General features: G+C 61.6%; 19 protein-coding genes and 1 riboswitch. Of the genes, 10 read left to right on the top strand and 9 right to left on the bottom strand.

Annotation, left to right across the window (positions count from 1 at the left end; all coding sequences use genetic code 11):
- Window positions 1-557 precede the first annotated feature (557 nt).
- Entirely contained in the window at window positions 558-1,847 is a 1,290-nt protein-coding gene (locus ABH939_RS25215) for a plasmid pRiA4b ORF-3 family protein (RefSeq protein ID WP_404650317.1), read from the top strand.
- 81 nt (window positions 1,848-1,928) lie between these two features.
- Here ABH939_RS25215 and ABH939_RS25220 read toward each other — a convergent pair whose 3' ends face one another.
- Window positions 1,929-2,504 carry a TerD family protein gene (locus ABH939_RS25220; protein ID WP_003940660.1) on the bottom strand — a complete coding sequence of 192 codons (576 nt, stop codon included), beginning with the start codon at window positions 2,502-2,504 and terminating at the stop codon, window positions 1,929-1,931.
- A 113-nt stretch (window positions 2,505-2,617) separates the two neighbouring features.
- Window positions 2,618-5,800, bottom strand: coding sequence for an SNF2-related protein (locus ABH939_RS25225; protein ID WP_404650318.1), 3,183 nt, complete (start codon window positions 5,798-5,800; stop codon window positions 2,618-2,620).
- A 111-nt stretch (window positions 5,801-5,911) separates the two neighbouring features.
- Between ABH939_RS25225 and ABH939_RS25230 the strand changes: the two genes are divergently transcribed.
- A complete protein-coding gene (locus tag ABH939_RS25230) occupies window positions 5,912-7,039 on the top strand; it encodes an alpha/beta hydrolase (RefSeq protein ID WP_404650319.1) in 1,128 nt (375 codons plus the stop codon).
- Between the two features lie 52 nt (window positions 7,040-7,091).
- On the opposite strand, the gene ABH939_RS25235 is transcribed toward ABH939_RS25230, so the two are convergent.
- Together ABH939_RS25235 and ABH939_RS25240 are read right to left on the bottom strand one after the other, a co-directional pair.
- Window positions 7,092-7,451, bottom strand: coding sequence for an excalibur calcium-binding domain-containing protein (locus ABH939_RS25235; RefSeq protein WP_003940648.1), 360 nt, complete (start codon window positions 7,449-7,451; stop codon window positions 7,092-7,094).
- Window positions 7,452-7,623: 172 nt separating this feature from the next.
- Window positions 7,624-8,997 (bottom strand): dicarboxylate/amino acid:cation symporter, encoded by a 1,374-nt coding sequence (locus ABH939_RS25240; RefSeq protein WP_404650320.1) that lies wholly within the window; start codon window positions 8,995-8,997, stop codon window positions 7,624-7,626.
- Between the two features lie 339 nt (window positions 8,998-9,336).
- Here ABH939_RS25240 and ABH939_RS25245 point away from each other — a divergent pair, with 339 nt between their 5' ends.
- The 3 genes from ABH939_RS25245 to ABH939_RS25255 all read left to right on the top strand — a co-directional run bounded on the left by ABH939_RS25245 (window position 9,337) and on the right by ABH939_RS25255 (window position 13,151).
- Window positions 9,337-10,242: a phosphodiesterase gene (locus ABH939_RS25245; protein WP_230358893.1), complete on the top strand. Its 906-nt coding sequence runs from the start codon at window positions 9,337-9,339 to the stop codon at window positions 10,240-10,242.
- A gap of 78 nt (window positions 10,243-10,320) precedes the next feature.
- Window positions 10,321-10,434: riboswitch (SAM riboswitch) on the top strand.
- Window positions 10,417-11,763, top strand: coding sequence for an LLM class flavin-dependent oxidoreductase (locus tag ABH939_RS25250; RefSeq protein ID WP_404650321.1), 1,347 nt, complete (start codon window positions 10,417-10,419; stop codon window positions 11,761-11,763). Its footprint overlaps the riboswitch before it by 18 nt.
- 20 nt (window positions 11,764-11,783) lie before the next feature.
- A complete protein-coding gene (locus ABH939_RS25255) occupies window positions 11,784-13,151 on the top strand; it encodes an NtaA/DmoA family FMN-dependent monooxygenase (protein WP_058227731.1) in 1,368 nt (455 codons plus the stop codon).
- A gap of 51 nt (window positions 13,152-13,202) precedes the next feature.
- On the opposite strand, the gene ABH939_RS25260 is transcribed toward ABH939_RS25255, so the two are convergent.
- On the bottom strand, window positions 13,203-14,696 hold the full coding sequence (locus tag ABH939_RS25260) for a stealth family protein (protein ID WP_287484193.1): 1,494 nt from the start codon (window positions 14,694-14,696) through the stop codon (window positions 13,203-13,205).
- Between the two features lie 280 nt (window positions 14,697-14,976).
- On the opposite strand from ABH939_RS25260, the gene ABH939_RS25265 reads away from it, so the two are divergent.
- Complete coding sequence (locus tag ABH939_RS25265) at window positions 14,977-15,210, top strand: hypothetical protein (RefSeq protein WP_287484190.1); 234 nt, start codon at window positions 14,977-14,979, stop codon at window positions 15,208-15,210.
- 3 nt (window positions 15,211-15,213) lie between these two features.
- On the opposite strand, the gene ABH939_RS25270 is transcribed toward ABH939_RS25265, so the two are convergent.
- Entirely contained in the window at window positions 15,214-15,762 is a 549-nt protein-coding gene (locus ABH939_RS25270; protein ID WP_230358892.1) for a nuclear transport factor 2 family protein, read from the bottom strand.
- A 111-nt stretch (window positions 15,763-15,873) separates the two neighbouring features.
- Between ABH939_RS25270 and ABH939_RS25275 the strand changes: the two genes are divergently transcribed.
- Window positions 15,874-16,848 (top strand): TauD/TfdA family dioxygenase, encoded by a 975-nt coding sequence (locus ABH939_RS25275; RefSeq protein WP_287484189.1) that lies wholly within the window; start codon window positions 15,874-15,876, stop codon window positions 16,846-16,848.
- Here ABH939_RS25275 and ABH939_RS25280 read toward each other — a convergent pair whose 3' ends face one another.
- Complete coding sequence (locus ABH939_RS25280) at window positions 16,849-17,691, bottom strand: hypothetical protein (protein ID WP_404650323.1); 843 nt, start codon at window positions 17,689-17,691, stop codon at window positions 16,849-16,851. It abuts the gene before it with no gap.
- A gap of 31 nt (window positions 17,692-17,722) precedes the next feature.
- Window positions 17,723-19,516: an alanine racemase gene (locus ABH939_RS25285; protein WP_404650324.1), complete on the bottom strand. Its 1,794-nt coding sequence runs from the start codon at window positions 19,514-19,516 to the stop codon at window positions 17,723-17,725.
- A gap of 160 nt (window positions 19,517-19,676) precedes the next feature.
- Between ABH939_RS25285 and ABH939_RS25290 the strand changes: the two genes are divergently transcribed.
- Window positions 19,677-21,122 carry an amino acid permease gene (locus tag ABH939_RS25290; protein ID WP_404650325.1) on the top strand — a complete coding sequence of 482 codons (1,446 nt, stop codon included), beginning with the start codon at window positions 19,677-19,679 and terminating at the stop codon, window positions 21,120-21,122.
- On the top strand, window positions 21,119-22,039 hold the full coding sequence (locus ABH939_RS25295) for a universal stress protein (RefSeq protein ID WP_020908397.1): 921 nt from the start codon (window positions 21,119-21,121) through the stop codon (window positions 22,037-22,039). Before ABH939_RS25290 ends, ABH939_RS25295 begins: the two co-directional genes overlap by 4 nt.
- A gap of 42 nt (window positions 22,040-22,081) precedes the next feature.
- Here the strand turns inward: ABH939_RS25295 and ABH939_RS25300 are convergent, their stop codons facing one another.
- Complete coding sequence (locus ABH939_RS25300; RefSeq protein ID WP_404650326.1) at window positions 22,082-23,083, bottom strand: MBL fold metallo-hydrolase; 1,002 nt, start codon at window positions 23,081-23,083, stop codon at window positions 22,082-22,084.
- 296 nt (window positions 23,084-23,379) lie between these two features.
- Between ABH939_RS25300 and ABH939_RS25305 the strand changes: the two genes are divergently transcribed.
- Complete coding sequence (locus ABH939_RS25305; RefSeq protein ID WP_003940656.1) at window positions 23,380-24,480, top strand: LLM class flavin-dependent oxidoreductase; 1,101 nt, start codon at window positions 23,380-23,382, stop codon at window positions 24,478-24,480.
- The last annotated feature ends 2 nt before the right edge of the window (window positions 24,481-24,482 follow it).

Genomic DNA, 24,482 nt, shown 5'->3' on the forward strand with positions numbered 1-24,482 from the left:
ACAGGGTGTGGGAGAGTAGGACACCGCCGAACACACATTAGAGAAGCCCCCCAACCAGTGATGGTTGGGGGGCTTTCTCGTACCCAAAACACCCCACCCCGCCAACACCCGAAAGCACCCCCGCCGGCACCCCCGACTTCGAGTGAACGGTACGTTCGTCGCCTCAGATCGACCCAACGCACCGTTCACACCATCAGGGGCGGGCAACGCCGCCGGCACCCCGCCCGGGATCGAGTGAACGACACGCTCACCCTCTTAGACGAGGGGAACGGTACGTTCACACCATCAGGGCAGGAATTGGGCGAGGAAGATGCCGCCGCCGACGCACGTAGCGACTTGTTAGCCAAGGTATAGATTGTGAACCGTCTCATAAGTCCGAAGTACTCCCCGATTTTGTGCCTTCGTCCCTAGCACTTTGGCCTAGGCTGAGTCTCATGGTGGGGTTGAGCAGCTCGAGGGTGTCGCATTTGCGACTCGTTCCGACGGAACCTGAAGAACTGCAAAGGTTTGTACAAGAAGCTGGCGGAGGGCGTGGGGGCATTCAGATTGCGCGATCGTTGCGTTCGAAGAGGCGCGCGGTACCGGCGCAATACGCGATACGTATCAGTGTCGACAATGTTTCCACTCAGATCTGGCGACGAATCCTCGTCGCGTCGGATCTGAATCTGGATGACCTGCATTCGGTGGTTCAACGGGCAATGGGGTGGAGTGACCGTCAATCGCACGCGTGGTCCAAGTCCGGCAGCCGATTTCCCGGCGAGGTCGAAGAGTACGTAGCTTCCGGAAGCAACGCCGAGCAGCGTCGGGCCGGCCGAGCGGCGATCGTAGAGTCCGCGGTACGCCTGGACGAGGTCATGGTCTCGCCTGGCGATGAAATCAGTTATCGCTACGGACGCTTCGGGAACTGGCGCCACACGCTGACACTTGAATCTTCCGAAGTACTGCCCGAAGGGTTCCAAGTTGTGTGTGCCGCGGGTCGCGGTGCTTGTCCGCCAGAGGAATGCGTCGGACCTGACGAGTACGAGCAACTCCTCGGTGTGCTCGCTTCGGAGAAGCTGCGCTCCCATGAATGGACCCTCGAATGGCCACAAACTGAATTCGAGCCGACACGATTCGAGATCGCTGAGGTCAATAATCGACTGCATAGTCCTAGACCGGACGAGATCGCTGCGTCGTACGACATTGCGAAGCTCGTCGAATGCCTGGGACCCTCGCGAGTCCCGGAACTGCATGCGGTCCTCGCCCGAGCCGCCATTGACGATCAGTCGGCAATCGGGGAGTTGGTCCACGTCGAGGCGGGCCAACGCATTCAAGCGGTTCTGGCTCTGATCGGTGTCGAAGGGATCGGTGCCGATGATTTCTTCACGACGGTCGACGCGATGCTCGACGAACCTGAACTAGGACCTGTAAACCTTCCACAAGGGCGATCACTCTTCGCAGTGCTCAAGAAGTTCGGCCTGGTGCGAAAGCACAAAGGGCAGATTGTTCTGACGAAGCGGGGACAGTCGGCAGAGCGGGACGCGTCAATGACGTGGTCGGTGATCGTCGAGGGAGTTCCGGTTGCGCCCGGCGGCTCGCAGAGAGCGGTGGAACTCCTCGTCCTCCTTGCCGTAGCCGCCGGCATGTCGCCGGCGGATCGTCATCGTTTCGTCGCGGGAGCGCTGGAGTCGATTCGGTCGTCGAGCATCCTGATGGCTGGAGCTCAGACTTCCAGACGTGATACGTCCGGGAGCACCGTAGAGGTGCTCGGATTGATCGGCGCTACGGGGTACGAGCTGGGGAAGTTCGGCAGCAAAGCGGACTCGCCCTGGGCTGTTCACCTCGCGAGGGCGATCCTGCGGCGTTAACTCGCGCGTCGACGCAGACAACCGAAACGGGGTTCGATCCGGCAATGCCGAATCGAACCCCGTTTCGTGTACCGATAGAGATCAGATGTTCACGCCGTAGTCGCGGGCGATTCCGGCGAGTCCGGATGCGTATCCCTGTCCGACTGCACGGAACTTCCATTCGCCATTGTGGCGGTAGAGCTCACCGAAAAGCATGGCTGTCTCGGTGGATGCATCTTCGGAGAGGTCGTAGCGTGCCAATTCGGAGCCGTTCGACAGATCTACGACGCGGATGTAGGCGTTGGTGACCTGTCCGAAGGACTGGAGTCGCGCGTCGGCGTCGTGAATCGAGACGGGGAAGAAGATGTTGGTGACGTTGGGCGGTACAGCCGGGAGGTCGACGTTGATGACCTCGTCGTCGCCGTCACCTTCACCGGTGAGGTTGTCGCCGGTGTGCTCGATGGATCCGTCGGGCGAGCGAAGGTTGTTGTAGAAGACGAAGTGAAGGTCGGAAAGGACCTTGCGCTCCGGGCCGGTGACCAACGCGCTGGCGTCGAGGTCGAAGTCGGCACCACTGGTGCTGCGTGCATCCCAGCCGAGACCGACTGCGACCTTGGTCAGATTGGGTGCGGCCTTCGACAGAGATACGTTGCCGCCCTTGGCAAGTGTGACGCCCATTCAGGTTCCTCTCGTTCGAACGAAGTGGATTTCTTCGTTCGGGAGTTCTGTGTTGTCCGTTCGCGACTCACATTACCGTGAGCGGGTAGGTGCGGTTCGACCGAATAGGCACCTCACTCGAACAGCGCGCGAAGATCCTCGGCGTCGAGTCCGGTGCCCAGTGTGCCTTCGGCGTCCATGACATTCGAGAACAATGCCGACTTCTTGGCTTTGAGCGCCATGACCTTCTCTTCGATGGTGTCTTTGGCAATGAGGCGGTAGACCATGACGTTTCGTGTCTGCCCGATGCGGTGAGTACGGTCGACCGCTTGTGCCTCGGCGGCCGGGTTCCACCAGGGGTCGAGAATGAAGCAGTAGTCGGCCTCGGTGAGATTGAGGCCGAAACCACCAGCCTTGAGGCTGATCAGGAAGACGTGGACTGCACCAGACTTGAACTCCTCCAACACTTCACCGCGATTGCGCGTCGAACCGTCGAGATAGCTGTACGGAATTCTTTCCTCGTCGAGTCGGTTGCGGACAGAACCGAGGAACCCGGTGAATTGGCTGAAGATCAACGCACGGTGTCCGCCGGCAATGACGTCGTCCAATTGCTCGACGAGAGCGTCGACCTTGGCCGATGGGACGGGTCCGTTTTCCTCGTCGACCAGCGAGACGTCGAGACTGAGTTGGCGTAGCAGCGTCAGCGATTGCAGGATCGTGAACCGGTTCTTGTCGACGTCGTCGAGCAGTCCGAGAATCTTCTGCCGTTCGCGTTGCAGGTGGGTGTCGTAGATCGCGCGATGGCTCGGATGCAACTCGATCTCGAGTACCTGCTCCTGCTTGGGCGGCAAGTCCGCAGCCACCTGTTCCTTGGTGCGCCGCACCATCAGCGGTTTGACGCGTCGTCGCAGTTGCGCCAATCGTTCTGCATCACCGTCTTTTTCGATGGGAGTGCGGTAGAAATCGGTGAAGGTGGTGGGGCTGGGAAACAGTCCCGGTGCAGTGATCGCGAGCAGCGACCACAACTCCAGAAGATTGTTCTCCATGGGTGTTCCGGTGATCGCGAGTTTGAACGGTGCGTTCACCGCCCTCGCGCACTGGTGGACCTTGGACTTGTGGTTCTTGGCGAATTGGGCTTCGTCGAGTACCAGTCCGGACCAGCGGCCCGCGGAATATGCATCGGTGTCGAGGCGGAAGAGGGCGTACGACGTCACGACGATGTCCGCCCCGTCGACGAGTGCGGCCAGATCGGTTTTTCTGCGGCGCAGCGTGTCCGTGATGACAGCGGTGTGGAGGGTCGGTGCGAACTTCGCCACTTCGGACTTCCAGTTGGATACGACGCTGGTGGGTGCAACGATCAGAAAGGGAGGCGCGGCTGGATTCGATTGCCTTGCAGCGCAGATCATTGCGAGGGTTTGCAGTGTCTTGCCCAGGCCCATGTCGTCGGCGAGTATGCCGCCCAGACTGTGCTGGCGGAGGAAGTTGAGCCAACGGAATCCGTCCACCTGATAGGGACGCAGCGTTGCCGTCAACGTGTCCGGGACTTCGACGGGATCGATGCCCGAACTGCCGAGCAATCCGGCGATCTGCTTCTTCCATGCTGCTGCTTGATGTTCGACTCTTCCGAGCGCCGCCAATTCTTCCCACAGCCCGGCTTGAAATTTGCTGATCGCGAGTTTGCCGGTAGGTCGATCGAGTAGCGACCGCGCTTCGGTGATGAGACGGTGTAGGCCGAGTAGTTCGGGTGCGTCGAGCCGAAAGAAGGCGCCGTCCGGTAGCAGTATGTGAGTCTCGCCCTTACTCAGAGCGGAAAACAGTGTTGTGAACGGAACGCTTTGTCCCGCAACATCGACGGTGACATCGAGATCGAACCAGTCGGATCCGCTGTCACCGTCCGGGGCCGATGTGCTGAGGCTGATCACTACAGCGTCGTCTGCAGGCCGGTAGTCGGCAGGGGTTCCTGCAACCGTGAGGTCGATGGCGTCGTGCGCTTCGAGTTGGGGCAGGAGGTCGAGTGTGAACTGCATGGAATCGAGGCCGGTCAAAGTTCCCGCGAGAGTGGCCTTCGCCGCGGCCGCACCGAGGCTCTTGGCAATGGCATCTTCGGCAACGTGGTTGCGGATCTCGGACTCGTCGGTGGTTGTGTCCGCGGTAGAAATGATCAATTCGTCGGCATCGACTGTGTACTTCCATGCCGATTCGATGTCGATGCGGTGGTCGCCTTCGTAAGTGGCCATCACTTGTAGCCGAGGACCGGACACAGTAGGTGGGTTGTAAGCACCGTCGGAAGATAGGACGGGAGCGAGGCTTCCGAGTTTGAACACGAACCGCGAAGTGAACGCATCTCGATGCTCGGCGGGTATGTCGACTGACTTTCCGGAGTCGATCAACTGCCTCAATTGGTGGGTGACCGGCGTGTGCAGCGGTGCGAGCGTGATCGCGTTGGCGGCGTCGAGCGCGAAGACACCATGTGCCGGTGTACCGACAAGTCCCCAGTCGGAATGGGTGATGATGTGCCCATCGGTCTGAATTCGGGGAGTGAGACGGAGGTTGTTGTCTTCCGCTCCGTGGACGTCGAGGCAGATGTTGGCGTCGTCGAGTAGGGAGATGTTGCCGAGGCCGGCCTTCGAGTGAACGAGTGAAACGCCGACGCTGATCGCCTCATCAAGAAGCGACCAGAGTTGCGGGCTCGGAAACCCGGCAAGATCGATCTCCGCTGCATTCTGATTTCGGTAATGGTTGCCGGCGCTGTGGAGGAGATGAATGTCGCGTAGAACCCGGATGTGGTCGGCAGGGAACTGAAAAGTGCTTCCGAGTTTGTTCCAGGCGAGTCCGCCGGAGATCCACCCTCTCGCTCCTGGTTGCACTGGTTTGACGAGGAGCCTTGTCGATGCGCCTTTGGTTCGCGCGATGAATTGAATGCCGAGTCCGGGAGTTGTGCGGCCGTCGGGGTCTGGTCGGAGCAACTCCTCGAGCGCGCGGTCCCATCCGAGTTGTCGTGGCGTCGTGTTCGCCTCGGCCACCGCTGCGAGTACCAACGCGACCACGTGTTTGCAGTTCATCCGCACGGGACACGTGCAGATGCCACGCGTGAATGTGGCAGCACCGGCCACGCTGTGACTTATCGAGATTGTGCAGGCGTACGGCTCCCGCGCGGTCCCCGTCACGGCCCCGGTCAAGGTATCCGGGGTGCCGTTCCAACTGATGGACACGACCGCATTCTGCCGCAGGTAGGTAAGTCCGCGGTCGTAGGTTGTCGTGTCGACGACAGCGCGAACTCGGTCGAGGTCGAGGGCCTTGACTGAGTCCTGTTGCACGGGGCCAGCCTAGTGGCGGCGTCCGACAGATCTTGTCGTGGTCGTTTGTCCAAGAAAGTCCGAACTGCACGGTATGTTCACGGAAACATCTTTGACTGGTTTGGGAGTTTCATGAGGACTGAGCGGCGTGCGTGGATTCGATCTGCGCGCACAGGTGCGGTGTGTTTGGCCGTCTGTGCACTTTCTTTGCAATTGGGCGGACTGTCGACGGCAGCGCCGAGTTCCGGAAGCTCGGGTAGTTCGGGAAGCTCGGGAAGTCTGGGCAGCGTCGAGGGAAGCGTGAGCTCGGGGTCGACGATCCCGGGACCACTTCAGGAGGATCCGGGCCCCAAACCGGACCTGCGCGACGACATCGTCGTCCCGGCCATCGTCGGCGAGAAGGTGACCGCACCACAGGCGGTCAGGCTGACGGTGGCGTCGCCTGCACTTCGACGCGAGGTCGGCGTCGAGATTTTGCTACCCGCTGACAATTCGGTTCCGCGCCCAGCGCTGTACATGCTCGAGGGTGTCGACGCCGGAGAGAAAAGCAGCGGATGGACGACGATCGGCGGCGCCCCGGCGTTCTTCGCCGACAAGAACGTCAACGTCGTGATGCTCAATGGCGGAATCGCGAGCCTGTACTCGGACTGGGAGAATCCGGATCCGCGGCTGGGACTGCACAAGTGGGAAACCTTCATCACCGAGGAGTTGCCACCGCTGATCGACGCGCGACTCGAGACCAACGGAATCAACGCGATTGCCGGCAATTCCATGGGCGCGATGGGTGCAATGATGCTCGCCCAACGCTTTCCGGACATGTATCGCGGCGTTGCCGTGTTCAGCGGTTGTTATTCCACGATGGATCCGCTCGGCCGAACTGCCGTCCAGGCCACGATTTCTTCTCGAAGCGGAGATCCGGCCAACATCTGGGGTGTGCCAGGGGGCCCGGAGTGGGAGGCACACGATTCGTTGATCAACGCAGAGAAGTTGCGTGGCAAGGAAATCTACGTGTCGACGGCAAACGGTCGTCCCGGATCTGACGAGACGCTGCAGACTCCTGAACTGCTCGAGCGTCTGGTGATCGGCGGCGGCATCGAGGTTGCCGCCCACGCCTGCACCAAGATGTTCGACGCTCGGTTGCAGGAGCTGAAGATTCCGGCGCAGGTGGATTACGAGCCGAACGGCACGCACGCGTGGGCGTATTGGCGTGAACGACTGCCGAAGGCGTGGCCGACTCTGTCCCGGGCATTGGGCGTCTGACGGTTCGACAACAGTGCTCGGGTTGTGGATGCACCACAACCCGAGCGTTGGATCACTCGCAGGCGATGCCGTCGTTGTCGCGGTCGAGATGCGGGGCGTATCCGTTCTGGCCCCGGTACAACGGAGCTGCGCCGGCATTACGAACGGCTGTGCAGTTCTGGTAGTACCGCGCTGGTGCGGGAGTGTTCTGCGGTGCCGGCTGGTTCTGGGGCGCTTGCGGAGCGGGCGGCGCCGGCGGTGCGAAGACCGGGGGAAGGAACGGCTGGACTGCGTCGGCAGAGCCAGTCGGAATCATGCGTGCGATCTCGATCGGTAGGAAATCGAAAACCGTGGATGCCTGAGCGGCGGGCGCGGCAACCAGAGTGATTGCGGCGCAACCTGCGACGCTGAATGCCAGACGGCGGAGCTTCATGTGACCTCGTGTTCAACTGGGCAGCCCTTCCACTTCGGAGGGCTGTGCCGGCTGAGCATACTGGTCATAACGACCAAATGGTTTATTTCGGTAAGGGTGAAATCTGGGGTGAAAAGCAGCGTCCCCGCACCGTATTGCTCAGGTGCGAGGACGCTGCTGTAGTCATCGAGGGTTACGCGTCGACAAGTTCCTCGGCGAAGGGATCACCGTTGCGGGGAGCGTCGAAGCGCTCCTTGTCGAGGATTCCCTCACGCTTTGCGACGATGACCGGGACCAGTGCCTGGCCGGTGACGTTGACTGCGGTACGGCCCATGTCGACGATCGGTTCGACTGCGAGGAGCAGTCCGACGCCGGCCAGGGGAAGACCAAGGGTGGAGAGTGTGAGTGTGAGCATGACTGTCGCACCGGTGGTTCCGGCCGTTGCCGCTGAGCCGATGACCGAGACGACGACGATCAACAGGTAGTCGGTGAAGGTCAACGGAACGTCGTAGAAGCCTGCGACGAAAATCGCCGCGATCGCGGGATAGATTGCGGCGCAACCGTCCATCTTCGTGGTGGCGCCGAGCGGAACGGCGAATGAGGCGTACTCACGCGGAACACCGAGGTTGCGTTCGGTGACGCGTTCGGTCAGAGGCAGAGTGCCGATCGACGAGCGCGAGACGAATCCGAGTTGAGTTGCAGGCCAGACACCGGAGAAGAAGCTTCGGACCGAGAGGCCGTGCGCGGCAATCAGGATGGGGTAGACCACGAAGAAGACGATGGCCAGACCGATGTAGATGGCCGCGGTGAAGACGCCGAGCGAGCCGATTGCATCCCATCCGTAGGTGGCGACAGCGTTGGCGATCAGCGCAGCGGTGCCGATCGGGGCGAGGCGGATGATCCACCACAGGACCTTCTGGACGATAGCGAGCAGCGAAGCGTTGAACTCGAGGAACGGCGCAGCCTTGGGACCGATCTTGAGTGCAGCAATACCGATTGCAGCGGCGATGACGAGCAGCTGCAGGACGTTGAAGCTCAGCGATGTAGTCGCCACGCCTTCGGCGACGGAAGTCTTTGCACCCAACCCGAGGAAGTTGTTCGGAACCAGTCCGGTGATGAACGCCCACCACGAACCGGAACTCTTGGGTTCCTTCGCGGCTTCGGCGGCGACGTCGGTCCGTGAACCGGGATCGGTGATCAGGCCGACGATGATGCCGATGATCACAGCGATGAAAGCGGTGATCGCGAACCAGAGCAAGGTCTGTACGGCCAGGCGAGCTGCATTGGCGACCTGGCGCAGGTTGGCGATGGAGCTGACAATGGCGGTGAACACCAGCGGGATCACCGCAACGGTGAGCAGCTTGACGTAACTCGAACCGATGGTCTGCACGGTGCCGACCAACCAGTTGACGTTGCCGTCGGCCGCATCAGGCATTGCCCGGGCGACGAGACCGATGATGACGCCGAGTACGAGACCGGCGACGATCTGCGGTCCGAATGCTGTCGCCCAGGACGGAAAACGGGACGTGGACTTTTCCGGCACGCCGGTGGAGGTGGAGCTGGGCATGACTATGCCTTTCGAAAATCAAGGGAGCGAAACGCAGCGCGGCACCAGAGGCCGGGCAGATTCGAAGAAATGTTTCCTGGTACGCGTCAGGTCAGAGCGAGCGCGTACACATTGCGCTCGCCTGCAGGCGAAGGTCGACGTAACGCCGACTGGTCAGGAACAACACTGTCCACACACTACTCGCAGCTTCAACTACTCGATCCCGAGGGTCGCCGCGGGAGTTCGCTTCGTGTTCGTCGGGTGTGCCCCGATCAGTCACTGTTGGTCGGTTGACTAGTCTCGACGATCAGTAGGTGCCGCACCGGCGCCTACGCGTCGGCAAGCGGAAGCGAGAGACCGATGAGCGTTCGGAATGCCGAGTACCCGCGTCCGAAGCATTTCCTGGTGCACCTCAGTGACACGCATCTGGTGGCTCAGGGGGAGTTGTACGACGCCGTGGATGCGTCGACGAGATTGCGGGAAGTTCTCAGCGGGATCGTGGCCTCGGGCGCACGCCCGGATGCACTGATATTCACCGGCGACCTGACCGACCAGGGACACCCCGACGCATACGCGGAATTGAAAGCCATCGTGGAACCCGTGGCGGCCGAGATCGATGCGCAGGTCGTCTGGGCGATGGGCAACCACGACGACCGCCCTACGTTCAGATCTCTGCTGTTGGGCGAGGACGCCACCGATCATCCCGTCGACAACGTCTACGACCTTGACGGACTGCGGGTGATCACCCTGGATTCGTCGGTTCCCGGGCATCACTACGGTGAGATAACGGATGGCCAATTGGATTGGCTACGAGCAGAATTGGCGGTGCCGGCGCCCGACGGAACAATTCTGGCGCTGCATCATCCGCCTGTTCCGTGTATTCAGGATCTCGCGGTTCTGGTGGAGTTGCGCGATCAGTCCCGGTTGGCAGACGTCTTGCGTGGCAGCGACGTCCGGGCGATTCTTGCCGGGCACCTGCACTATTCGACGACGGCGACGTTCGCCGGCATTCCGGTTTCCGTGGCGTCGTCGACGTGTTACACCCAGGACTTGAACGTGGAAGTCGGTGGTCAGCGTGGTCGTGACGGGGCTCAGGGGTGCAATCTGGTGCACGTGTACGACGAGACAATTGTTCATTCGGTCGTTCCACTCGGTGCGCACGTGACGGTCGGTGAGCCCGTCGACGCGGCCGAGGGTGCCCGGAGGCTCAGTGCTGCCGGCATTCGAATCCTCGAGAGCGAAAAGGCGGCACGCTCGATCATCTGAGGTCGCAGGCGGTTTCCGGCACCCACGCGCAGTTCCGGGTGATTGCCGGGCGGTCGCGTACTCACTACCGTCGAGGTAGGTGCAGAGCTCCAGCAACAAGGACCGGCTAGCTGGACGGCAACCCTTCATGCCGATGGGGTGCCCCGGAATCACACCTGGCGACACGCGCGGTGCGTGTCGCAAGCGGCAGTCGCCACGAGAACCGTCAGTCGGGTGCTGACGGTTTCTGCGGTCGGCACTGTGCGCTCCCGAGTAGTTCTCGAACAGGAGTATGCGCCGATGACCTCCACCCCCTCTTCTCATCTTGCTCCGTTGCATCTCGCCGTAGCGCTGGACGGTGCCGGTTGGCACCCAGCGGCCTGGCGAGAGCCGCACTCGCGCCCGAGTGAGCTGTTCAGCGCGTCGTATTGGACTGACGTGGTGACGATCACCGAGCGTGGTCTGCTCGATTTCGTCACCATCGAGGACAGTCTCTCGGTGCCGGCCAACCCACTCGAGCCTGTCGACGACGCGGTTGACCGGGTGCGCGCTCGGCTCGACGCACATCTCGTGGCCGCCCGACTGGCACCGATCACGAGCAACATCGGTTTGATCCCGACCATCACCACCATTCACACCGAGCCGTTCCACGTGTCCAAAGCCGTTGCCACGCTGGACTACACCTCGCGTGGTCGCGCCGGATGGCAGGTGAAGGTGTCGGCCTCGGAATCCGAGGCGGCACAGTTCGGGCGACGCGATATCCCAGCGCTCACCGATGCCGAGCGTCAGTCGATCGTTTCAGGTGTCCTCCCGGACTTCGTACGTAACCTGTTCGACGAAGCTGCGGAGGCCGCTGACGTCATCCGGCGACTCTGGGACAGTTGGGAGGACGACGCCGAGATCCGTGATGTGGAGCAGCGCCGATTCATCGACCGGGACAAGCTGCACTACATCGACTTCGAGGGAAAGTACCTCTCCGTCCGTGGACCGTCGGTGACTCCGCGCCCGCCGCAGGGGCATCCCGTCGTCACCGCATTGGCTCATCAGCGGGTCGCGTACGAGCTGGCGGCGCGGACGGCCGATCTGGTGTTCGTGACGCCGTTCGACGACGAGCAGGTCACGGCAATCCTGGGTGAAGTGCGAGTAGCCGAAGAACACGTGCAGCGCACCGGCGAACCGCTTCGGGTCTTCACCGACATCGTCGTATTCTTCGATGCTCCGGAAGAAACCGGAAAGGAACGGCTCGCTCGCCTCGACGCCCAGGCCGGCGCCGAATACCGTTCGGACGCGCTGACCTTCACCGGCACCGCGGCTGAGTTGGCAGATCTTCTGCTCCGGTGGCAGCAGTTGGGAATCGACGGCTTCCGGTTGCGGCCGGGCGTCGTCGTGGACGACCTCGACGCGATCGCAGGTGAGCTGGTACCTGAATTGCAGCGACGCAGCGTATTCCGCACCGAGTATCCGCAGACGAATCTTCGCGGACTGCTTGGCCTACCCATCGACGTTCCCAACCGCTACGCCGCCGGTACTCCGGCCGCCTGACAGACGAGGAATACATTTTCATGAGTTCTCAGAAGCGTAAGCAGGTCATCCTGGGTGCCTACCTCGGCGGCGTCAACCATCACACTGCATGGTGGGATCCGCAGGCGGGCAGCCAGATCGAGTTCGATTCCTTCGAACACACCGCTCGAACCGCCGAGCGTGGGAAGTTCGACTTCTTCTTCCTCGCCGAAGGCCTTGCCCTTCGTGAGCGTGCAGGACAGATTTTCGATCAGGACATCATCGGTAGGCCGGACACCTTCACCGTGCTCGCATCGTTGGCAGCAGTGACCGAACACCTCGGTTTGGCAGGCACCATCAACGCCACGTTCAACGAGCCTTACGAGCTGGCAAGACAATTCGCGACGCTCGATCAGTTGTCCGGAGGACGTGCCGCCTGGAACGTCGTCACCTCGTTCGACGCATTCACCGGCCAGAACTTTCGTCGCGGCGGATACCTGGATCGTGCGCAACGATACGAGCGTGCGGAGGAGACCGTAGCGCTGGTGCGTCAACTCTGGGATTCGTGGCGCAATGACGACATCGTGGCCGACAAGGCATCAGGGCGCTTTCTCGCGCGACCGGATGCCGGTGAATTTGCTTTCCATGGATCACATTTCGACGTGAACGGCCGATTCACGGTGCCGCGCAGTCCGCAAGGGCGCCCGGTTATTCTGCAGGCCGGGGTGTCGCCGCAGGGGCGCGATTTTGCTGCTGGCAATGCCGACGCGATCTTCTCACCGTACGGTCAGTTGCCCGAGGCGGCCGATTTCTATCGCGATATCAAAGCACGTGCCGTCGCGGCCGGACGTGACCCGGGTGACATCAAGATCCTGCCGTCGGCGAGTTTTGTTCTCGGCACCTCGGAGGCAGATGCGATCGAGAAGTACCGAGAGATTCGCGACCAGCAGGTCACCGGCCAGACCGCTTTGGTTCTGCTCGAACAGATCTGGAATCTCGATCTGTCGAAGTACGACCCCGAAGGACCACTACCCGATATCGCTCCGGATCCCGAGGCTCCGCCGATCATCCAGGGCCGCGCCTTCATTCACCAAGATCGTTTCGCGACCGTCGCAAAACTGCGCGCGGTAGCCGAGAGCAAGAAGTTGAATCTGCGCGAAGTGGTGATCGATCAGTTCGAGCGTGGACCGATCGTCGGTACACCGCAGCAGGTTGCCGAGAAAATAGATTCGTTTGTCAGCAACGACGGTTCGGACGGATTCATCCTCGGGTCGCACCTCGTGCCGACCGGCCTCGACGAGTTCGTCGACGACGTGGTGCCGCTGTTGCAGGATCGAGGTGTCCTCCGCAGTGACTACGAAGGAACGACGTTGCGTGACAATCTCGGACTGCCCATTCCGGTGCAGCGGGAGCACGTGACAGCACGCTGATCGACCGAAGTGGCGAGGGCCCAGCCGAAATCGGCTGGGCCCTCGTTTCGTCTAGGCTTCCCAGGGAGCAGGGATGGGGTAGTAGCTCTCCAGAAACTCCGTGATCTTGCGTGTGCGAAGTTCCAGATCGATCTCCGGAGCGCTGCCGTCGTTGAGGCAGAAGAAGTCCATGGAGCGCTTGGCGAGCAGTGAGTCCATGTCGCGCAAACCGGCCTTGACCGTCGTGTCGACGTATTTGACGGCTGCGGACTTCTGCACCACCGACCGTCCACTCATGAGCGTGTAGTAGTGGTACAGCGAATTGGTCACCGAGATATTGGAACTCGCGCGAAAGGTGCTTGCTGCAGTGGCCGCGAAGTCTTCGGCGAACTCGCGTTCCATCTCGGCCATCACGCTCTTGCGTAGTGGCGTCGCTGCGTGCTCCAGATGTCTGGTGGTCATCATACCGAAGCGGTCCTGCAGCAGACGGCGGTTGACGCGGGCCGCATTCTCGAACCCGCTGCGGTCGTTGTCGTTGTGTCCCAATCCGATTCTGGTGTCGGCCTCGATGAACATGCTGATCCCACCGGGGGAGAAGAACATGTCAGGGCCGACGGGGCGACCGAAGAACATGTCGTCATTGGAGTAGAGGAAATGCTCTGCCAGACCCGGAATATGGTGCAGCTGGCACTCGACAGCTTGAGAATTGTGGGTGGGCAACACACTTGGATCGGCGAAGAACTTTTCGCTGGGCATGAACGTGACTCGCGGATCGTCGGCAAGCCAGTCCGGACGATCGGAATCGGTTGCGACGAAGATCCGCCGGATCCACGGCGCGTACATGTGGATAGATCTAAGTGCGTATTTGAGCTCGTCGATCTGACGGAAGCGCGCTTCTGATTCGTCGCCCTCGCCGACGATGTAGTTCTGCATGCGCTTGGCGCGCTGAGCCTGAAACTCTTTGGAAGAACCGTCGACCCAGGAAAAGACAAGATCGATATCGAAGCTGATATCGGAGGCATGATCGGCGAACATGTTCTCGATGGTCGGCCAGATCCGGCCGAATCGCTCGACGGTTCCTCGGACAGCTTCTTCGGGGAGGACGGTTCGTCGTGTCAGTGAGTTCTCGACGGGTAGGACGATTTCTTCGTCGGAAATCGACCACAATTCGATCTGAACGCCGATGTTCGCGCCGTAGTTCATACCGCTTGCGACGTGAACCCTCGGACGGAACAAGCGGAAGATCCGTGACTTGTTGGTTTTCGACAGGGCACCGTCCGCGACAAGGAGCGCTGGACTCTTCTTCGCGTCGACGGTTTTGGAATAGAAGGGTGCGTTTGCGCATCCCTCGACAAGTGCCTGCCGCAGGTTCTTGCGTTCCGTCCAGCTGACCGCGATGACCGGGCGCTCGTCGTTTCCGCGGACGAGTAGATACTCGATTCCTGCGGCGTCGAGGATGTCGCGGATGAAGAGGAGATCTTCGACCATCGCTTCGAGCGGCGTGGTGGTCGTGATCGCGAGGGCAAAACGATTCTTGAATCGGACGGTCTCGGGTAGCTCGCCCATCCGTGCGCGTGACGCGGCCGACGCCGGTTCCACGGGATTGGGGCTGTCCTGCTCCGGGGGTACGAAGTAGATGTCGTGCGGAGCGGGAGATTCTGTAATGGGATGCCTTCCGATTCTGATCCAGCTGTGTATCTGTCGCCCCCGACGCTGCGAGAGCGTGGTCGCGACGAGCTCAGTCTATGCCGTCGGCGCCGAAAGTCGGACATGAGTGACGGGGATGGGTAGCGCGGGGCGAGTCGGGTACCCCGAGGACCGAAGCGAGAGTGAAGGAGGAGAACCGATGCGTGTGAAAGCGATGGTCGGAACAGGCGCGATGGCGGTTGCGCTGGCCGCCGGCCCAGTTGCGACAGCGTCTGCGGAGCGAACCGCGGCAGCGGGGTCGGAGGGTTCACCGGAGATGCTGACCTGCGAGGTTGTCTTCGATGCACTCGAAGACATGAGCCCGGAATGGACGGAAGAGGGGATCGATCAGGTCGAAGACTGGTGTGAGGCGATCACCGGCGAAGAAGACTGACCGTCAGCCGCGCGAGATCACTCGTCGCGACAGTCGCCACCGCCCGTCTTCGAGTTCGAACTCGTCCGCGTAGCTCCCGACGCCGCTGAGTTCGGGCGACGTGGCTGTGTCGACGTAGAACGTCCACACCGCATCCGCGCGGGCTGTCGTTTCCGAGGTCACGTCCACGGCGATCGCCGTGGTGACGTGGCGTGTGAATGTGCCCGGGCCTTGTATGCCGGCGGCTCGACGCTCGACTACTCCAGCAGCAATTTCTTCGCGGCCACGTCGTACCTGTGCGGGGATACCGCGATCGGGGTTGGCCGGCATGTTCCATTCGGCCTCGCGGGTGAACTGCTCCACGTAATCCTCGACCGAGCCGGTATCGGCAAGATGCGCGATGCGAGCGAGCGTTGAACGAATCTGTTCGGCAGGGCCCTCGGGTTGCATGCTGTCCTCCGTAGACGTGGGTGCGGCAGATCGCACGCTACAGCTCATGACGACAACGACGACGGCCTCGTCCCAGTGAGCGGCAATATTCTCCGGCGAGGGAGCGGCGAACTTTGAGATCACCTCGAGTTCAACCGTATTCGAGCCCGCAGCGTAAATGATTGAGTGTTCACAGTAGGCAGCGCCATGACGACTGCCGCGCCCGTAGGCTTGACCGACTCACAGGAGATCGCCATGTCCGTCACCGAACTCGAACGTGTCACCCAGACCCCGGAGCAGATCTACGCTGCCGGCGGAATCACTGTCCACAAGGTCGGTGAGCTGATCGGCGCCCGCATCGACGGCGTACACCTCTCGGGGGATCTGTCCGAAGAGACCGCCTACGCGATCAACTATGCGCTGGCAGCGCACAAGGTTGTGTTCTTCCGTGGGCAGCATCATCTCGACGACACGTCGCAGTACGAATTCGCCGGAACCCTCGGCACCCAGACCACCCCGCATCCGACGGTGAAGTCCAGGGGCGACAAGCTGTTGGTGCTCGACCGAGCCGCCAACAGTTGGCACACGGACGTGACGTTTGTCGACCGCATCCCGAAAGCCTCGATTCTGCGAGCGACGACCATTCCCGAGTACGGCGGAGCGACCACGTGGGCGTCGACCACCGCCGCGTACGACCAACTGCCGTCTTCACTCAAGGTCTTGGTCGAGAATTTGCGGGCCGTTCACACCAATGCCTACGACTATGCCGAGGTTGTCGATCAGGCGAACCCGGTAGACGCGCAGCGCCAGGCCTACTACGCCGAATTCACCCGTGAGATCTACGAGACCGAACATCCGGTGGTGCGTATCCATCCGGCGACGGGGGAGAAGACCCTCCTGCTCGGTCACTTCTTCAAGGAGTTCGTCGGGCTCAAGCCGTCGGAGTCGGTAGCTCTTTACCAGATCCTGCAGGCACGAATCATCAAGTTGGAAAACACTGTTCGATGGAACTGGTCGGCCGGCGACCTGGCGATCTGGGACAACCAGGCGACTCAGCATTACGGTATCGCCGACTACGGGACTCAGGCGCGCAGTGTGCACCGAGTGACATTGGCCGGCGACGTCCCCGTCGACGTCCACGGCGAGCAGAGTCGAATCCTCCGGGGTGACGCCGCGGAGTATTCGATCATCGCGGACATCGATCGGCTTCCCGGCTTCGCCGCGAACTGATCAGTCGTGCTGCGGGTGATCCGGCGGGAACATCTGTCCCCATGAGTGACTGCACGCTCGGCACGTCCATTCCGGGGTGTCCGGTCCCACGACGCAGCCTGTTCCGGCGAGCCACGGTAGGTGATCGAATGGATGGACCGGCATCCCCGGGGAACACTGAGCGGTTCTGTGTGCACCGCACTCTGGGCACGGTGGATTTTTCGCCAGCATGTAGTCGATGAAGTTGGTGTGCCCGGACGTGGCCATCCTTCCGGTGCATTTGCGGCACAGGACGGCTGGGTAGTCGTCACCAGGTTCAGCCTGCCTGAAGATCCGTGATGCGGAATGAAAGTGAAGGCGATCGCTGCTGTTGAACTTTCGCAACGGCATCGGTGCGCTGCAACCTGTGCAGTTTCCCCGCTCGTTCATCAACGTTCGGGCGTGGGCAGCTGTGGACGTCGGATCCAGCGTGTCGATGTCGCCGAAGTAGTGCGCGTAGTGCGACTGGCCGGCCGTGAGAATCCGGTCGGCCAGTGCGTCGTCGACCGGCCCAGGATCCGTGGGAAACGTGATGGACCATCGTTGTTCGAGTTCTGGAACGGTGGGCAAACCGTGGAGTTCGTACGGGCGTTCATCGACTTCCATCCGCGACGTGCCGTCGAACGGCGCAGCCACGGTCTCGATGCAGAGCAGCGTGCGAGGAGTGGTGTCGAGAACAGTGATCAGCAGGTCGCCGATGGCCATCTTTCCGCGCATGATCCAGGGATCGACACGGGCACGGGGTTCGAGAAACGCGACCACGGCATCGAGCCACGGCGTGCCGAGTGCGATGAATACGTGCTGACCGGAGCTCCGCGTGATCATCGAACGATTCTCGCAAGGGCTGCCGACAACGTCAGGCTTTGACCACCTTGCGCCCGAGCAGCGATGCAACCAGTCCGTCGACGAAGGTCGCTTGCCGTCCGAGAGGATCGGAACCCGCTCCCGCAACGCTGCCGATCGAAATCGATCTCGTCAGGCCGGTCTCGCTGATGAATTCGGCGGCGAGGTGCGCTTCTCGGAATGTGAGGCCGCCCAGATGCGTCGTGTCGTCGACGCCGAGAACACGCCCGTCGATGATGTCCAGGTCGAAGTGGACGTGGACTCCGTTCACACCCTGACCCGCCGCGGCGAGGACGCGAGGCATCAAGGCCGCCATGCCATGGCGATCGATCTCGTCGATCGTCACCAGCAATACCCCGTACTCGTCGAGTGCGCGCTTGTGATCGACCGTGGCGTTCTTGACGCCCACCAAGACGGTGTTCTCCAAGCTGGGGCCATGCAGATCCACCGCCGACGACAGCAATTGTTCGATATCGCCGTGGGAGGCGAAAATAATTGCACCCAAATCAGTTCCGGGTTCGGTGGCGATCGGAATTTTGGTGTTCTGCCAGGCCTCGGCAGTGAGCCACAGCGGCAACGTCGTGAGATCCGCGGCGGCGTTCTCTCCTTGAATGCAGCTGAAACCGATTCCGGACATGTCCTCGCGGAGACCGTGATCGAGGAGATGGCTTGCCAGCCCGCTAGTTTCGAGGTCGATCAATTCGACGGTCGCATTGGCATCGATCGGTTCGGTGCCCAGGACGTAGCGCTTTTCGACGTAGGGCGATGTCATCGCCATCAAGAGCGCGCCGTAATCGATCGTGAAGTCGACGGTGCCACCCAGTCGGTATTCGTCGCCTGTTTCTCCGGCGTCGACGAGGAGGTGATCGCTACTGGCGCTGATCACCTTCAGGCGCGGATCGATCGGGGTCAAGCCTTCCGGCGAGATGTCTTCGCGGCCGATGGACAAGATCAGGCGTCGGCTCGGCTTGTCCTCGTTGTCGAAGACGGGGCGTCGGCCGAATGCGTCTTCCCCTGAGACTCCATACGGCCGCGACGGCTTGACCTTGGCCTCGATGATGTCCGCGGTGAGAGTGAAGGCATCGTTGTTCAGCAGTTCGTACAGTCCTGGGGGAGTAGGTGATTCGGCCAGTACGATGCTGGCGCCCAAACGCAGATGGTTGATCCCCTCGGGCATCGTGCCCGTCTCGAGTAGTGGCAGCGAGAACGTATTGCCGCCGGAAACGATCGGCAGTTCGATCGAGAACCGCTTCGTGATTTCGTCGGCTAGGTAGACCAGATTCGACAGGTTGTCGACGGTCGGTTGGATGCCGCCGACGCAGGCGAGGTTCGCGCCGATTCCGATCAGTCTGATGCCCTCGATGGGAAGGATTTCAGCGACTACGTCCAACGCCTCCGCCGGCAGGATCCCTTCGCGGAGATCTCCGAGGTCGATCATCAGCACGATGTCGTGGACGACTCCTCGCGTTTGTGCTGCTCTGCCCAGAGCAGCAATCGTCGTCAACTCGGAGTTGAGGCTGATGTCCGCGTAGCGGATCGTGTCGTCGATCTCGTTCAGCGACGGTGCGCGGATCAGCATCAGGGGAACGGTGATGCCGTCGCGGCGAATGCGGGCCAGGTTGTCCAGGCGGGAGTCGGCGATCTGCGTGACGCCGCCGCGGACCATTGCTCGTGCCACTTTGGGGGAGCCGCACGTAGATTTGCTGACACCGGCCACCGATATACCGTGAGCGCTGGACGCCTCGACGAGGACGCGCGCATTCTGTTCGATACGACGCAGGTCGACGGTGATGGTCGGTCCGGTCATGATCTCCCCGTTTTCTCCGAAGGCGGTTCACGATCCGGGCATTCCAGACCGGACGGTTGGCGTGAGCTGGGCAACTTTGCTCCGACTGTTGTGTCGCAGGACACTTACGTGCAGTATGAGGATACAACAGTTTCCTACCAGGCACTCTAGAGGAGCGTCGATGGCTACTCTCGTCAAACACGTACTTCGGCGCAAGCCGGCTTTGCAGATAGACCAGGAGACCGGCGCAGATACCAACGGCGGTGAGCTGACCCGCAGTATCGGTTTGGCGCAGTTGTCCATGTTCGGCATCGGCGCCACGATCGGCACCGGTATTTTCTTCGTCCTCTCGCAGGCGGTCCCGGTTGCCGGTCCGGCAGTGATCATCTCCTTCGTTGTTGCCGGTATCGTCGCGGGACTCACGGCGATCTGTTACGCGGAGTTGGCCGGAGCTGTCCCAGCGTCGGGCTCGTCGTATTCCTACGCTTACGCGACGCTCGGAGAGCTTCCGGCCATGGCCGTCGGCGCGTGTCTGCTTCTCGAGTACGGAGTCTCGGCCGCGGCGGTGTCCGTCGGATGGTCGCAATACTTGAACCAGTTACTGGGCAACCTCTTCGGGTTCCAGATTCCCGACGCGCTGTCACAAGCGCCGGAGCAGGGCGGCATCATCAATCTGCCCGCAGTGATCCTGGTGTGCCTGTGCGGTGTTCTGCTCATCCGCGGCGCCAGTGAATCGGCCAAGGCCAACGCCATCATGGTCTCGATCAAACTCGCAATTCTGCTGCTCTTCATCGTGGTCGGCATCGCCGGATGGAACAGCAATCACTTCGCCGACTTCGCACCGTTCGGATTCAGCGGCGTCATGTCCGCCGCCGGAATCATCTTCTTCTCCTATATCGGCCTCGACGCAGTGTCCACCGCCGGTGAAGAAGTGAAGAACCCTCGTCGCAATCTCCCACTCGCGATCCTCATTGCACTTGTGTCCGTCACCGCGATCTACATCGCCGTTGTCGCCGTCGCGATCGGTGCACAGGATTCCGCATCGTTCGAAGGTCAGGAAGCCGGACTGTCCGCCATCCTCGAACAGGTGACCGGATCTACCTGGCCGGGAACACTTCTGGCCGCCGGTGCGGTGATCTCGATCTGCAGCGTCACGCTCGTGGTCATCTACGGTCAGACCCGCATCCTGTTCGCGATGTCACGCGACGGCATGATTCCGTCGATCTTCCACAAGGTGAACCCGCGGACTCTGACGCCGGTGCCCAACACCATCATCGTCTGCGTCGTCATCAGCATTCTGGCCGGTTTCATTCCGATCAACTTCCTCGCCGAAATGACCAGCATCGGAACCCTGGTGGCCTTCCTCGTGGTCTCGGTCGGGGTCATCATCCTGCGGCGCAGTGACCCGGACCTGCCGCGCAGCTTCAAAGTTCCCGGCTATCCGGTGACACCGATCCTCTCGATCCTGGGCTGCCTGTGGATCATCAAGGACCTCCGAACCGTCACGATCTACGTGTTCCTCATCTGGGTGACCGTCGCGATCATCTGGTACTTCGCCTACGGTATGAAGCACTCGCGCCTCGGGGCGAAGAACCGCGCCGAATTGGGATCGGAGTCCGAGTCATGACGCTGCTCGCGGGATACGCACCCGACGGTGACAGTTCCGGAACCGTCCATCTGGCAACGCTGTTGGCGCGCTCGTCCGGTGAACCGTTGGTGATCTGCGCGGTGATTCCCTCGCCGCCACCGCCCGGAATGGCGCGTGTCGACGCCGAATACCACCAGCAGTTGCGAGCCGAAGCCGAAGCGGCGCTGGCGAAAGCGCGGGCCGACATGCCCTCCGACGTCGATGTGACCTATGTCGTGCATGAGGCTCAGTCGACGTCGAGTGGCCTGCTCGATCTTGTTCACGAGCACGAAGCCAAGATGATCGTCCTGGATTCGTCCACAGCCGGGGTGTTCGGTCACGTGGCTCTCGGCAGTGTCACCTCCCGCTTGCTGCACAGCTCCGACGTTCCGGTCGCCCTGGCGCCGAGGGGATTTCGAACCAAGCCCGGTGAGGTGGTTCGCCGCGTCACCGCCGCCTACTCGGGCACACCCGATCAAGACGATCTGGTGCTCGCCGCCGCGACCGTGGCTGCGCGTGTCGATGCCGGACTCAGATTGGCGGCGTTTGCAGTTCGTGCGAACGCGCAGTACACGACAACGCTCGGGACCGAGGGGGATTCACCGGTCATCTCCGAGTGGGCCGAGGTGGTCGAGCGCGAGACCAACGCTGCCTTCGAGCGCGTGCGTGCACTGCCCGAAATACCCGACGTCATGGAATCGGTTATCAGCCATGGTCGTAACTGGGCCGAGGCGCTAGAGGGCGTCGAGTGGGATCGAGGTGACGTTCTGACAGTCGGCTCGAGCAAGGCAGGTCCACTGGCGCGGGTCTTCCTCGGCAGTCGGGCGGCGAAGATCGTGCGGTACTCACCGGTTCCGGTGGTGGTGGTTCCGCGATCGGCGTCGACCCGAATAGTCGATCAGGCCGAAGCGGAATAGAGATCAGGGCCGACGAGCGGAGTGCTTGTCGGCCCTGATCTTTCAGACGGAGCGAGCGAAGAGCGCGGGCTCGGAGCCGGGAACCTGAGAGACCTGCTCTCGGGCAACCAGATGGCGAAGGTGAGCTGCACCTTCGGACAACGCCATCGTCTTTCCCATCGGGGAAATCTCGGCCCACGGCTTGTACCACTTCATCTTTGCCGCGACGTCCCACACGGTGAGCTTGTCGTCGGCGAACTCCTGGAGCAGGTGATCGAGTCGCTCCTGGTGATGCTCGATCAGCTCGCCGGCGCGACCTCCGACGTCGTCGATCGGAATGCCGTGAGCGCCGAGACCGCGGGTGATGTTCATGTTCTGCACTCGTGCGAGCGAGTCGAGGAAGTCGGCGAGGGCGTCACGCTCGTCGAGGGGGTACACGAAGTTGCCGACGTGCGGTGTCGTCTTCTGCAGGACGTGGTCGCCGGTGAACATGACGTCGGCGTCGTCGAGGTAGAAGCAGACGTGACCAGGCGTGTGGCCGGGGGTGTAGACAACGCGGAGGCCGCGGCCGGTGAGTGCAATGATCTCGTCGTCCGCGAGAAGGCGGTCGGGGGCCGACTCGGGGCCCACGGGAGACTCGCCCGCGGCAGCAAGCCGGAATGCATCGCGGTCGGCTGCGGGTGCTCCAGCGCGTTCCATGTTCTCGAGCTGATATGCCATCCACTCGTCGTTACGCGCAGTCGACATCTGATCGAACAGGTAGTGGTCGTCCTCATGCATGGCGATCCAGGCGCCGGACGCCTCGCGGACCCGGCCGCACAGTCCAGTGTGGTCCGGATGGAAGTGCGTGACCACGACGCCCTCGATGTCGGTCACCGAATGCCCGATCTTGGCGAGCCCTGCGTTTAGGTCCTGCCAGCCGTTGTCGTCACCCCATCCGGCGTCGACCAAGATCAGTCCGCCGGGGGATTCCATGGCGTAGACGAGCGTGTGGCCGAGCGGGTTGTCCGTGATCGGGACAGGAATCTGAAATATGCCATCACCGATGGCTGCCGCACCGTTCATAACAAGTACCTCTTAACGATAAGGGAACGCACTCTTAGTACTTCATGTTTACCGTGCGCTTGATTGGTCGGTGACACAGGTCCTGCCTGGCGGGAGTTCGGCATGTTTTCGGTCGACTTCGGATCGGGGAGAGTTTTATCGACTGAATGGTCTCATTGAGTCGAAAGATCTTGCTGAATAGCGTATTTCGCGAATTCGTTGCGTTGGGCGCGTCCTCGGATGGCGGATCCGTCGAGCAGTCGCGCACTAGCCTCCGAGGGACAGGCGTGCTGTGTGGTTATCGAGAAAGACGGGTCATGCGTTTTCAGGTTCTGGACATCATTTTCAACCCACCCCATCCAGTGACCGGCGAGGAAGTTGCCCCGTCCGATCGGCTCAACCGCGTCGTCGAACTGGCGGTTCTCGCCGAAGAACTGGGTATCGATTCGTTCTCGGTGGGTGAGCGCCACGCCGGGCCGGTTCTTTCGTCGGCGCCAACCGTCGTTTTGGGGGCAATTGCGCAGGCCACAGACAGAATCCTGCTCTCGACTGGTGTCACCGTTCTGTCGCTACTGGACCCGATTCGAGTCGCCGAAGATTTCGGAACCATCGATCAGCTGAGCCGGGGACGCCTCGAGATCGTGATCGGCAAGGGCAACGAGGTCCTTCAGTACCCGCTCCTCGGGTTGGACATCGCCAAGCAGTACGAATACCTCACCGAGAACTACGAACTCCTCAAACTGCTGATCAGCGAGGAAAACGTCAAGTGGGTGGGGACTCACAGACCATCGCTCGAGGACGCGACGACGCTACCGCGTCCGTATGACGGCCCGTTCCGTATCTGGCATGGATCGGCTACCTCGTTCGAGGCCGTCGAACTCGCGGCGAAGTGGGGCGACCCCATCGTCACCGCCAACGCCTTCCAGCCTCGTGAGAACTACAAAGTGCTGATCGACCACTACCGCGAGCAGTACCTGGCGTACGGGCACGACCCGTCCAAGGCGTACGTCGGATCGGGTTCGGGCGGATTGTTCCTCGCCGACACGACCGAGCAGGCCATCGAAGAGTTCCGACCGATCTACGAAGGCGCCGTTGCGCAGGCCGACAAACGCAAGCACGATCCCAAAGCGGTCGGAAAGTCGACGAGCTTCCGGACCATCGAGGAGGCCGTCGACCGTGGGCCGGCGCTGGTCGGGTCGTCGGAGCGAGTCGCCGAGAAGATCCTCGATTATCACGAGAGCTACGGCCACGATTTCCAATCGGTGTCGGTCAATCACGTGCTCGACTTCGAGCAGCAGAAGGACACCCTGCGCCGATTTGCGGAAGAGGTTATCCCGCTGGTGAAGGCCGAACTGTCGACGACGCTGTGGACCTCGGCCGACAAAGATCGGGCGAAGGGTTTCACCGCCGTCGACTGAGC

The organism is Rhodococcus sp. 27YEA6, from assembly GCF_044908235.1.
In the GTDB taxonomy this organism is placed as follows: domain Bacteria; phylum Actinomycetota; class Actinomycetes; order Mycobacteriales; family Mycobacteriaceae; genus Rhodococcus_F; species Rhodococcus_F qingshengii.